Origin of the sequence: Sorangium sp. So ce296 (genome assembly GCF_051529605.1) — a bacterium.
GTDB lineage: Bacteria > Myxococcota_A > Polyangia > Polyangiales > Polyangiaceae > Sorangium > Sorangium cellulosum_D.
The window spans coordinates 3,518,384-3,530,824 of the sequence record NZ_CP150325.1; the positions used below are offsets into that span (position 1 = coordinate 3,518,384).

Annotated in this window: 7 protein-coding genes; 6 read left to right on the top strand and 1 reads right to left on the bottom strand. The window is 71.9% G+C overall.

Going from position 1 to position 12,441, the window contains the following annotated elements:
* Positions 1-83: 83 nt before the first annotated feature.
* Together WME98_RS13210 and WME98_RS13215 are read left to right on the top strand one after the other, a co-directional pair.
* Positions 84-1,145, top strand: coding sequence for a peptidylprolyl isomerase (locus WME98_RS13210; RefSeq protein ID WP_437951638.1), 1,062 nt, complete (start codon positions 84-86; stop codon positions 1,143-1,145).
* A complete protein-coding gene (locus WME98_RS13215; protein ID WP_437951639.1) occupies positions 1,132-2,367 on the top strand; it encodes a KamA family radical SAM protein in 1,236 nt (411 codons plus the stop codon). The genes WME98_RS13210 and WME98_RS13215 overlap by 14 nt, the downstream gene beginning before the upstream one ends.
* A gap of 9 nt (positions 2,368-2,376) precedes the next feature.
* On the opposite strand, the gene WME98_RS13220 is transcribed toward WME98_RS13215, so the two are convergent.
* Positions 2,377-5,037: a protein kinase domain-containing protein gene (locus tag WME98_RS13220; protein WP_437333660.1), complete on the bottom strand. Its 2,661-nt coding sequence runs from the start codon at positions 5,035-5,037 to the stop codon at positions 2,377-2,379.
* A 782-nt stretch (positions 5,038-5,819) separates the two neighbouring features.
* Between WME98_RS13220 and WME98_RS13225 the strand changes: the two genes are divergently transcribed.
* The 4 genes from WME98_RS13225 to WME98_RS13240 all read left to right on the top strand — a co-directional run bounded on the left by WME98_RS13225 (position 5,820) and on the right by WME98_RS13240 (position 12,426).
* Positions 5,820-7,385 (top strand): acyl-CoA carboxylase subunit beta, encoded by a 1,566-nt coding sequence (locus WME98_RS13225; protein ID WP_437951640.1) that lies wholly within the window; start codon positions 5,820-5,822, stop codon positions 7,383-7,385.
* A 321-nt stretch (positions 7,386-7,706) separates the two neighbouring features.
* Positions 7,707-8,252, top strand: coding sequence for a hypothetical protein (locus WME98_RS13230; protein ID WP_437333662.1), 546 nt, complete (start codon positions 7,707-7,709; stop codon positions 8,250-8,252).
* A 1,009-nt stretch (positions 8,253-9,261) separates the two neighbouring features.
* The gene (locus WME98_RS13235) at positions 9,262-12,057 is read left to right on the top strand and encodes an Rne/Rng family ribonuclease (protein ID WP_437951641.1); all 2,796 of its coding nucleotides are present in this window, start codon (positions 9,262-9,264) and stop codon (positions 12,055-12,057) included.
* Between the two features lie 6 nt (positions 12,058-12,063).
* Entirely contained in the window at positions 12,064-12,426 is a 363-nt protein-coding gene (locus tag WME98_RS13240) for a PilZ domain-containing protein (protein ID WP_020740330.1), read from the top strand.
* The last annotated feature ends 15 nt before the right edge of the window (positions 12,427-12,441 follow it).

Genomic DNA, 12,441 nt, shown 5'->3' on the forward strand with positions numbered 1-12,441 from the left:
CCGCCGGCGCGAGCCAGGCCGGCGCGCCCTCGAGCCGCGAGGAAACCGTGCTAGACCCCGAGCCAGCAATGATCCGAGCTCCGGTGCGCCGCCCCCTGCTCGCCATCTCGCTCGCAGCGCTCGTCTCGAGCTGCGATGAGCCCGCCCTCCAGGTCCCGGCGGACGCGGGCGAGCCGGTCCTCGGGCTCAGCGCCGAGCAGTCGGCGCGCGTGCTCGCGAAGGTCGGCGATCGGGTGATCACCCTCGGCGACTTCGGCAGGACGCTGGAGCGAATGGATCAGTTCGATCGGCTCCGCTATCAGACAAAGGAGCGGCGTCGCGAGCTGCTCAGCGAGATCATCGACGCGGAGCTGCTCGCGCTGGAAGCGAAGCGCCGCGGCCTCGACAAGGAGGCCGCGGTCGAGGACGCGATCCGGCAGATCCTCCGCGAGGCGATGATCGCCCAGGCGCGCAAGGGCCTGCCCGCGCCGGCCGACATCCCGGCGTCCGAGGTGCGCGCGTACTACGAGGCGAACGCCGACAAGTTCAGCGAGCCCGAGCGAAGGCGCGTCTCCGCCATCGTGGTCGGCGACAGGGCGCTCGGGGAGAAGGTCCTCAAGGAAGCGCAGAAGGCCGCGAGCAGCAGCGCGTGGGGAGAGCTCTTCCTCAAGCACTCGCTCGGCGCGCCGAAGGACAAGGGCAAGGCGCCGCCGCTCGATCTCGCGGGCGAGCTCGGCATCGTCAGCCCGCCCGGCGATCCGCGCGGCGCCCACCCGCAGGTCCCGGAGCCGGTCCGCGCGGCCGTCTTCCGGATCGCCAGCGTGGGGGCCGTCAGCGACGAGCTCGTCGAGGCCGACGGCCGGTTCTACATCGTCCGCCTGAGCGGGCTCACCGGCGGGCACCGGCGCGCGCTCGCGGAAGCCGAGCGCTCGATCCGCGTCGCGCTCCTCCAGCAGAAGATGCAGGAGCAGGAGCGCGCCCTCGAGGACGAGCTGCGGAAGAAGTTCCCCGTCGAGATCAACGACGCGGCGCTCTCCTCGGTGAAGCTGCCGCCGCAGCTCACGCAGCCCGGGAGCGCGCCGCAGCCCGATCCCGCGAAGCCCAGCGCGCCGCAGCCGGAGCAGGCCGGCGGCGCCGCGCCCTCGTCGAGCGATGCGGGCAAGTAGCGCGCTCGTCGCCCCGGCGCAGCTCACCCGGCGGCCCAGCGACGACGGCGCGGGCGCCCGCGCCGTCGCGCCGCCCGAGCTCCCCGCGGCGCCCGCCGCGGGCGGTGAGCAGGGCGCGCGACCGGCCCGCGCCAAGGCGCGGCAGAGCGACTGGACATGGCAGCTGCGCCACGCGCTCTCGAGCGCCGACGAGCTGCACCGGGCGCTGTCGCTCACGCCGGAGGAGCTCGCGGGCGCGCGGCGCGCCGAGAAGGCCGGGCTGCCCGTCCGCGTCACCCCGTACTACCTGAGCCTCTGCGACAAGGGCGACCCCGCGTGCCCGATCCGCCGTCAGTGCGTGCCGCTCGCCGACGAGGCCGCCGAGGTGCCCGGAGATCTGGTCGATCCTCTCGGCGAGGTCGCGCACGAGGTCGCGCCGCACCTCGTGCAGCGCTACCCGGATCGCGCGCTGCTGCTCGCGACCGATCGCTGCGCGGTGTACTGCCGGTTCTGCACCCGCTCGCGCATGGTCGGCGACGGCGGCGGCGCGGTGGCGCTCGATCGCCTCGCGCCGGCCATGGCCTACCTCGAGGCGCACCCGGAGGTGCGCGACGTCATCGTGAGCGGCGGCGATCCCCTCGCGGTCTCGACGGACCGCGTCGTGCGGCTGATCGCCCGGCTGCGGCAGATCCCGAGCGTCGAGACGATCCGCATCGCCACGCGCGTGCCGGTCACGCTGCCTCAGCGCATCACCGCGGAGCTCGTGCGCGCGCTCAGGCCGCACCATCCGCTCTGGGTGATGACGCACTTCAACCACCCGAAGGAGCTCACGCCCGCCGCCGAGCGCGCCTGCAAGCGGCTCGTGGACAACGGCTTCCCCGTGATGAACCAGACCGTGCTGCTGCGCGGTATCAACGACGACGCGACCACGCTGGCCGCCCTCTTCCGGGGGCTCGTGCGCTGGCGCGTGCGCCCGTACTACCTGCTCCAGATGGACCCCGTGCGCGGCACCGCGCACCTGCGCACGCCGCTCGCGACCGGCATCTCCCTCATGGAACAGCTCCAGGGACGGCTCACCGGCATCGCGCTGCCGAAGCTGATCGTCGATACCCCGGGCGGGATGGGCAAGGTGCCGGTCGGCCCCGACTACGTCGTCGATCGCCGGCCCGGGCGCACGGTGCTCCGCACCCACCGCGGCGTCGAGGTCGAGTACGTCGACCCCCCGCCGCAGCCCGGCGGCTGAGCCGCCCGCTCAGCGGCCCGGGCCGCGCGAGAGCGGCTTCGCGATCCGGAACGACAGGTTCAGGGCCCGCGTGATCCCGAAGAAGCGGGTGCGCGACGCGCTCCTGCACTGCTGCGAGTCCGCGGCCCAGCTCCCGGAGCGGGCGATCCGCCACGGGGGCGCGTCGCTGCCGGCGTCGGCGGTCGACTCGATCTCACGCGACGTCTCCACCCACGATTTCTCGCCGTTCACGTCGGCGACCCACTCGCGCACGCCGCCCGCCATGTCGCGCACGCCGTAGGGCGAGGTGTCGATGGGGAACGTCCCGACCGGCTCCGGCTGCGCGAGGAAAGGCCGCGACGAGCGCATCAGGCAGAACGTGGGATCGAAATGGTCTCCCCACGGGTAGAACCGGCCGTCGGTCCCGCGCGCCGCCTTCTCCCATTCGAGCTCAGTGGGGAGCCGGACCTCGATCCCGTCGCGCTCGCTCCGGAAGCGGCAGTAGGCCACGGCGTCGAACCAGTCGATGAGGATGACGGGCAGGTTCCAGAGGTGCCCCTCCTCGGCCGGGAACCGCTTCTGCGCGTCGCCCTCGACGACGGTGGGCAGCGGCTCCCACCCGCCGCCGCTGGCCGGCCGCGCGACGTAGCCCTCGGAGCCGCGCGTCCCGTGCGGCGCGCGCTTGAGCGCGAGATCGAGATCGCGCGACTCGAGCTCGTTCAAGAACTCGCAGTACTCGCGGAAGGTGACCGGGAACTTCGCGATCGCGACGTCGGGGACGTGGAGCTCGGCCCGGCGGAGCGGATCGTAGGCCTGCGCGTCGCCGCCGGCGATGAACGTCCCCCCGGGGATGTAGACGAACCCCTCGCCGATCTCCGCGTCGGTGTAGAGGTTCACCTCGACGCGGTGGTGGGTGCCCCGCTTGAGCAGCAGCGGGTAGCGCACGTCCCGGTAGCCGGCGCGCTTCAGGACGAAGAGGTAGCTGCCCGGCTTGAGGTGCACCTCGCGGAGCGGGGTGCGGCCGAGGGCGCGCTCGTCGCTCGCCACCAGGATGCGGTCCTTCTCGACGTACCGGTACGCGAGGACGCTGGCGCCCGACGGCGACGAGTCGACCGAGAGGACCGCGTCGGCGGTGAGCAGCGCGGCGTAGCGGCCCACGTCGAACTCCGCGACGAGCGCCTCGTGGTAGATGCGCGCCGCGTGCTGGTGCTCCTGGTCGGCCCGGACCGCGCGCGACCAGTAGAGGTCCGCGAGCCCGGCGCGCGCCTCGACCAGATCCGGGTCGTACGCCAGCGCCTTCGTGTAGAGATCGATCGCCTCGGCCGCGGCGCGCGCCTGCTCGCGCTCGACCCCGGCCGCCCTGTCCTCGAGCTGCCAGCCGGCCCGCTTGCGCTCGATCGGCTCGTACTCCTTCACGTCCTTGAGCAGCCGACGCGCCTCCTCGACGAGCCGCTCGCGCTCGCTGTCGAGCCGCCGGTCGCGCTCGAGCGGGGCCTTGGCGAGCTCGCAGAGCTTGATCGCCTCCTCGCGGCGGCGCATCCGCTCCTTGGCGCCCTCGAGGAACGCCTCGGCCTCCGCCGCGACGCGGTCGGCGGTCGGCGGGCGCTGATCGGGATCCTTCGCGAGCATCGCCAGGCAGAGGTCCTCGAGCAAGAGCGGGCAGCTCGGCGAGATCGAGCGCGGCGGCTTGGGGTCGCGCGTCTGCGTCGCGAGGATCACGGCGAGCACGGTCGGCGCGTCGAACGGGTGCTCGCCGGTGAGGATCTCGTAGAGCACCACGCCGAGCGCGAAGATGTCCGCGCGGTGATCGATCCGCTTCTGGTCCCCCCGGATCTGCTCCGGCGCGATGTACCCGGGCGTGCCCGAGAGCGCGCTCGCGACCGCCTCGTGCCGCTTCCGGCCGAAGTCCTGCCCGCTCGGGTCGATGGTGATCGGCTCGCTCACCTCCGCCCTCGAGAGCAGCTTCGCGTTGCCCCAGTCGCCCAGGTACACCTCGCCGTAGTCGCCGAGCAGCACGTTCTCCGGCTTGATGTCGCGGTGCGCGACGCCTCGCCGGTGCGCGTAGGCGAGCGCCCGCGAGATCTGCACGAACGCGCCGATGAGCCGGACGAGCGGCCATTGCTTGCGGAGCTCGGGGTTCGTCAGCACGTTTTGCAGGCTCTGCCGCTTGACGACCCGCATCGAGTAGTAGGGCTGGCCGTTCGGCAGCGTGCCCAGGTCGTAGACCGGGATGATGTTCGGGTGCTCGAGCTGGGCCGTGATGCGCGCCTCGGTCAGGAAGCGGTTGCCCACCGCGGAGTCCGCCTCGGCCCCGGGCTTCAGCGTCTTCAGCGCCACCACGCGCCCGATCTCCCGGTCGCGCGCCTTCACCACCTTCCCGGCGCCGCCCGCGCCGAGCGCCTCGCCGACCTCGTAGCGGCTGCCGCCGGCGTTCACGGCGCGCGTGGCGGAGGTCGCGAGCGTCGGGAAATCGGCCACGACCTCCTCGCCCGGAAGATCGATCTCCCGCTGCGTGTCGAAGCGCAGCGCGTCCAGATCGTCGACCTGCGGCGCGAGGGCGCGCGCGGCGGGCGGGCTGCGCCCCTCCTGCGCGAGCAGCTCCGGCAGCGCGGCCAGCTGCTCCGGCGTGAGGATCCCCTCGAAGAGCTCCTGGGGCGTCGACGCGCCGCCGAGGGTCCATCGGCAGGCCATGTCCCAAAGGGCGTTGGGCTCGATGAGCCCTCGCGCCACGGCGGCGACGGCCAGGGCACGAGCCTCGCGAGTCTGAGCGAGCTTCACTCGAGCGACCTCTCGTCCGAAACGATCTCACCGCGAGACGCGAGGCGGAAGGCCGCGCTGGGACCGCTGAGCGCAAGGCCGCGCGCGCCGCGAGGGCGCAGCGCTCCCGCGGCGGATGCAGGGCTGCCGGCGCCGCCGCTCGGTGCGCGTCCCACGAGGCGGCACACGTCAGCCGCCGTGGCAGGCGCCCGCTCTGCTGCCGCGCCGGCCCGAGCTGCCCCGTTGGAAGTCGCGACGCGGCAGGGCCGGAGCGGCGACGGCCGCCCGCGCGCCCCGGTCCTCGGAGACTCTATGTGTCGGGAATTCCTGCATTTACCAGGGATAAATGAGCGCTGCCCAGGTTACGTGGTGTCCCCTCGCCTGGGCAAGAGAGTAGGGCGGATGGCGTCCGGGCCCGGTCATTTTTCGTCGCACGTCCCGCGCGCCTCCGCGGCTCGCGCCTCACGCCCGTCCCTCGCGTGCTTGCCGCCGGCTCGCACCTCCCGCACGTCGGGCACGATTCCGACGACCTCGCCCATTGTCGTCGTTGTCGTACCAGCGGGTGGGCCCGTCCCCCGCGGCGCCGTCCGGCCGCCGTCGCGCCCTTCCGCCGCTCCGCCCTTCGTGCCGGCCCGCCGCCGCGCTGGCCCGCCGCCGCGCCGGCCCGCCGCGCGACGGGGTTTCGATCCCCGGGGGGAGCCGTGGTAGGGCGCGGCATGGCTGATCCGACGGCCCTGCCGCGTCCGGCGCTCGCTCGTCTCGACGAGATGAACCGCCGCGCGCTCGACGGGGGCGGGGGGGATCGCGTCGCCAACCAGCACGAGGCCGGCAAGCTCTCCGCGCGGGAACGCATCGACCTGCTCCTCGATCCCGGCTCGTTCGTCGAGATCGACCGGTTCGTGGTCCACCGGTGCGCCGACTTCGGCATGGACGAGCGGAAGGTCCTCGGCGACGGCGTCGTGACCGGCTGGGGCCTCGTCGACGGACGCAAGGTCGTGGTGTTCGCGCAGGACTTCACCGTGTTCGACGGCTCGCTCTCCGGCGCGTACGCCTCGAAGATCTGCAAGGTGATGGACCTCGCGATGAAGGTGGGCGCCCCCGTCGTCGCGCTGAACGACTCGGGCGGCGCGCGGGTTCAGGAGGGCATCGAGTCGCTCGCCGGGTACGCCGAGATCTTCCTCCGCAACACGCTCGCGAGCGGGGTCGTCCCCCAGATCAGCGCGATCCTCGGGCCGTGCGCCGGCGGCGCCGTCTACTCGCCCGCCATCACCGACCTCATCCTGATGACCGAGCGGACGAGCACCATGTTCGTCAACGGCCCCGAGCTCATCAAGGCGGTGACCAACGAAGACGTCACCGAGGAAGACCTCGGCGGCGCCGCCGCCCACGCCGCCAGGAGCGGCGTATGCCACCTCACCGCACCCGACGATCGGGCGGCGCTCGCGCAGGTCCGCGAGCTGCTCTCGTTCCTGCCCTCGAACAACACCGAGGCTCCGCCGCGCCGCGCCGCGGTCGATCCGGTCGACCGGGAGGTGCCGGAGCTCGACACGATGCTCCCGATCGAGCCGTCGGGGCCGTACGACGTCAAGCAGCTCGTGCGCGCCGTGGTCGACGACGGCCGCTTCTTCGAGATCCACGCGCGCTATGCGCAGAACATCGTGGTGGGGCTCGCCCGGATCGGGGGCGCGCCCATCGGGGTGGTCGCGAACCAGCCCCAGGTGCTCGCCGGCTGCCTGGACATCAAGGCCAGCATCAAGGCGGCGCGCTTCGTCCGGCTGTGCGACTGCTTCAATGTCCCGCTCGTCACGCTCGTGGACGTCCCCGGCTTCCTCCCGGGGCTCGACCAGGAATATGGGGGGATCATCTCTCATGGAGCGAAGCTGCTCTATGCGTTCGCCGAGGCCACGGTGCCCAAGATCACGGTGATCACGCGCAAGGCCTACGGCGGCGCCTACGACGTGATGGCGTCCAAGCACATCCGGGCCGATTACAACCTCGCCTTCCCCACGGCCGAGATCGCGCTCATGGGCCCGGAGGGCGCGGTGAACATCGTCTACGGCAGGGAGATCCAGCAGGCGGCGGACCCGGCCGCCGACCGCGCGCGCCTCGTCGAGGACTACAGGACGAGGTTCGCGAGCCCGTACAGGGCGGCCGAGCTCGGCTTCATAGACGAGGTGATCTACCCGCGCATGCTCCGCATTCGGCTGGCGCGTGCCCTCGACCTCCTGCGCGACAAGCGGGACAAGAACCCAGCGAAGAAACACGGAAACATCCCGCTTTAGTAGAATTTTGGGGCGACGGGGAGCCCCACGAGAGCCTCGCTCAGCGAGAGATCGGCCTGCAAAACCGCTTAGAACGCCTTGGAAGGAGGGAGCCGGATCGAGCGACGCCGTTGCGCGGCCGATCCCAAGCGTGTAAAAACAACTTGCGTGGCTGTTTTTCTTTGCTCTCCACGCGCGATGCTTCTCTCTGACCAACGATCTGCACAAGCGCACCCGGGGGCCGGTTGCAGGAGGACGGGTGGTTTGGCGGGCATACCGAGCGTTGGGGGGTCGCCGAGTATACGAATGAGGGGTCGGTTGGGTTCTGTGGAGGTATTGAGCATGAAATCTTGGGTATTCGCTGCGTTTTTGATTTCCGGTTGCGCCCTCGTGGCGTGCGGTGACGACAACACCGACCCGCCGAACAACGGCACCACCAGCAGCAGCAACGGGAGCGGCGGCTCCGGCGCCAGCGGCGGCAACGGCGGCAACGGCGGCGACGGCGGCGACGCCGGCGGCGGCGGTTCGGGCGGCGACGGAGGCGCGAGCACCACGAGCTCTTCCTCGACAGGGATCCCGACGTGTGATGACACGACGGACGCGTGCGGCAGCGACGACGGGACGGGCTGCTACAAGTGCGCCGCCGACGACGCATGCAAAGAGTTCATCGACGCCTGCGTGGATGATAATGCCGACATGGGATGTTTTGACCTGGTGAAATGCGTCGATCGTTGCTCGGACGAGGAAGATCCGGCCACGTGCATCGACGAGTGCCGCACGGCGAACGAGGCCGGGGTGGAGGCGTACGACGCCATCACCAAGTGCATTGTCTGCGAGCAGTGCGCCCAGAACTGCGGTGCCTCCGAAGAGCCGCTGTGCGCGATGTGAGGCGCTGACCAGCAGCACGTCATCTCCGAAGGGGGCGTCCGATGGCCGCCCCCTTCGGCCTTTTGTTGGCTCGCCGGCACGGCGGACGGCGGGCGGGCTCTGCGGGCTACGTGGAATCTGCTGCAGCTGTATCCGCGAGACAGGCGCGCTCGGCGCGGGGCTCGCCTTGGTCGGCCTGGAGCATGCGGCGCGGGACGGCGGTGCGCGCGGCAGCGCGGGGGAGGCGCCGGCAGGGTGCCGGGGGGACAAGAGGACGGGGGCGGGTCGGAGGCTGCGCAAGGGCTGGCCGCTCGCTGCTGGGAATACCGTCCGGGGTTGGGCGCCGGTCCGGGGTTGGGGCGCCGGTCCGGGGTTGGGGCGTCGGTCCGGGGTTGAGGCGTCGGTCCCAGGTTGGGGTGTCGGTCCCAGGTTGGGGCAGCGCCGTCCCGGGTTGGGGTACCACCGTCTCGGATGGGGGTGCCCGTCCCAGGTTGGGGTCCCGCCCCAGGTTGGGGCCCCGGGGCCCCAACCCAGGTCGGAGCCCCGTCCCAGGTTGGGGTCCCGCCCCAGGTTGGGGCCCCGGGGCCCCATCCCAGGTCGGAGCCCCGTCCCAGGTTGGGGTCCCGCCCCAGGTTGGGGGTCCCCGTCCCAGGTTGGGGCGCCCGTCCCAGGTTGGGGCGCCCGTCCCAGGTTGGGGCGCCCGTCCCAGGTTGGGGCGCCCGCCGTCCCCCCGTCCCAGGTTGGGGCACCCGTCCCAGGAGGCCCCCGTTGCCCCCGCCGCCGGAGCCTCGGCCGGCGCCGGTACTCCGTCCGGCGCCAGCCGCCGCCGCTCCCCGGGGCCGACGCCAGCCGCCGCGCCTCGGGGCGTGGCCGCGGATACGCGAGGTAGCTCACGTGCTGGCGGCCGGCCCACCTCGGCGACCTGCGACCCCCGACGCCCCCAATCGCGCAGCGCGCGCCGGGTTGCGCCTTCATGGCTCGGGCAACCCGTGGTAACGCTTGGCGGCGCCGCCGATGTGCGGCATCCGACATGGGAAAGAACCTTCTCGTCATCAATGTGGACATCCGCGAGACACGCGTCGCGCTGATCGAAAATGGGATCATCGCTGAGCTGCATCTCGAGCGGGAGAGCTCCAAGGGGACGCTCGGAAACATCTACCTCGGCAAGGTCAGCCGCGTATTGCCCGGGATGCAGGCCGCGTTCATCGACGTGGGGCTCGAGCGAGCCGCCTTCCTGCACGTCGAGGACCTCATCCGGCCCGACGACTTCGAGGCATACCTGGCTGGGCATCGCCGTCCTGCCGAAGAGGAGCGCGCCTCCTCCCGAGGCCGCGCCGCGCGCGCCAGCGAGGCGCCTGGGCCTGAAGAAAGCGAGGTTCACGAGCTATCCGGCGCAGAGGAGGCCGCGCCCGAGGGCCCCGACGCCGCAGCCGAACACCACGAGCCCCACGAAGGGGCGGATTTCGGGGCCGATGAGGGGTTCGAGGCCGAGAGCCCGCTCGAGGCGGACAGCCCGCTCGACGAATCGAGCGACGTGCCGATCGAGCTGCCCACGGCGCTCGACGTGCTCGGAAGCCCCTCCGGCCAGGCGTTCGCCGGCGTGGGTTCGATGGTGACCCTCGACGAGGCCGACGACGAGCCGGTGCCGGGGCTCGACGGCGGACACGTGCACGAGGGCGCGGACGACGACGACGAGGAGCTGGTCGCGGCAGGCAGCGGCAGCGACGTCGACGAGGCCGGTCCGGAGGAGTCAGGGCCCGACGAAGCTGGGCCGGAGGACGCCGAGGCCGAGGACGACGACGAGCTCGACACGCCCGCCTACGACCTCGAGCCGGCCTCGCCGCCGCCGGAGGACGCCGCCGACGTGTGGAGCGCGGCCGAGGAGCGCCCCGAGGCGCGGAGCGACGCCACGGACCGTGGGGGAACGGAAGCCCCCGCAGAGATCGCGTCCGAGGAGCCCGCTGCGCGTGCCTCCGGCGAGTGGCCGTCCGGGCAGGAGGCGAGCGCGTCGCCAGCCGCCGAGGGCGCCGTCGCGAAAGCCGCGCCCGAAGCGCCGGGCGACGAGGTGCCGCCGGCAGCGCGTGCGCGCAACGGGCGCGCACGCGGGCGGCGCGAGGCGCGCGTGCGCCGGTCGGGACGAACGCGCGACCGGCGCGCCAACATCGAGGGGATCAGCGCCGCGCCCGAGGGGGCTGTCGCCACGGAAGCGCGCGAGGCGCCGCGCGAAGGCCGCGAGGCCCGCGAAGGCCGCGAGACGCGCGAAGGCCGCGAGGCCCGCGAAGGCCGCGAGACGCGCGAAGGCCGCGAGACGCGCGAAGGCCGCGAGACGCGCGAAGGACGCGAGGCGCGCGAAGGTCGTGAGGCGCGCGAAGGCCGTGAAAACCGCGAGGGACGCGAAAGCCGCGAAGGCCGCGAGGGACGCGAAAGCCGCGACCGGGGCGGACGCGGACAGCAGGGCGGACGCGATGGACGCGATCGCGAGCAGCGCGGGCGCGGCGAGCAGCGGACGCGAGAGCGCGGGCGCGAGCAGGCGCGGGACGGCAAGGGCAAGAGCGCCGCGCGCGGCCAGCAGAGCGCGCGCAGCTGGCAGAACGAGCCGCCGCGCATCTCGAAATCGACGCCCATCCGCGAGGTCGTCCGCGAAGGGCAGGAGGTCATCGTCCAGGTCTCGAAGGAGCCCATCGGGACGAAGGGCGCCAGGGTCACGAGCCACATCTCCCTCCCCGGCCGCTACGTCGTGTACCTGCCGACGGTCGATCACATCGGGATCTCCAAGCGGATCGGCTCGGAGAAGGAGCGCTCCCGGCTGCGCGACGCCATCGAGGCGATGAAGCCGCCGCAGGGCGGGCTCATCGTGCGCACGCTCGCCGAGGGCCTCACGAAGAAGCAGCTCAAGGCCGACGTCGGCTACCTCGTGCGCCTCTGGGGCGAGGTGGCGAAGAAGCGCGAGAGCGGCGTGAGGGCGCCGGCGGTGCTCTACACCGAGCTCGACCTCGTGCTGAAGACCGCCCGCGACCTCTTCACCGACGACATCGAGAAGATCGTGATCGACGACCGCGAGGAGTACATCCGGCTGCGGCGCTTCGTCGAGATGTTCATGCCCGAGCGCGCCGACGCGGTGGAGCTCTACGAAGGGACCGAGCCGATCTTCGACGCGTACGGCATCGAGGACGAGATCCAGCGCGCGCTGTCGCGGAAGGTCCCGCTCCCGTCGGGCGGGCACCTGATCATCGATCAGGCCGAGGCGCTCACCGCGATCGACGTGAACACCGGGCGGTTCGTCGGCAAGGGGTCGAAGGATCTCGAGGAGACGATCCTGACCACGAACATGGAGGCGGTCGAGGAGATCGCCTATCAGCTCAGGTTCCGCAACATCGGCGGGCTGATCATCCTCGACCTCATCGACATGGAGCGCGCGCAGAACCGCGAGAAGGTGCGGCGCCGCCTCGAGGAGCTGCTCTCCAAGGACAAGGCGAAGACCACGCTGAACCGGATCTCCGATCTGGGCCTCATCGAGATGACCCGGAAGCGGACGCGCGAGAGCCTCGGGCGCACCATCCTCGAGCCGTGCTTCTACTGCGACGGGACGGGCCAGCTGCAATCCAAGCAGACCGTCGCCTACGAGATCCTGCGGCAGATCCGGCGCGAGCGGATGAACCTGCCCGGCTACTCGGTCGTGGTGAACGCGCATCCGGCCGTGATCGACCTCCTGAAGAACGACGAGCGCATCGCCGTGCAGGAGGCGGAGCGGCTGTTCCAGCGCCGGATCGATCTCGTGCCCCGAAAGGAGTACCACCTCGAGCAGTTCGATCTGCAAGGCAGGTAAGGCGCCATGGCGGACGATCAGGGTTCTCCGGAGAGCATCGACGCGAAGACGGGACGCAGGGAAGAGCGCGTCACCATCAACAAGGAGTTCGAGTCCTATGACGCGTTCATCAACGAGTACGTGACGAACATCTCGCGCACCGGCGTGTTCGTGCGGTCGAAGACGCCGCTCGCCGTCGGCACCAAGGTGAACCTCCGGTTCACCGTGATCATGGACGACATCGAGACGATCGAGGGCGTCGGCGAGGTCGTGCGCGTGCACGACGATCCGCAGGGGATGGGGGTCGTCTTCACCGAGCTGTCGAGCTACTCGCAGGGGCTCATCGACAAGCTCCTGACGAGCCAGGGGCACCGCGCCTCGAAGGAATAGGCAGAGGGGCTTCGG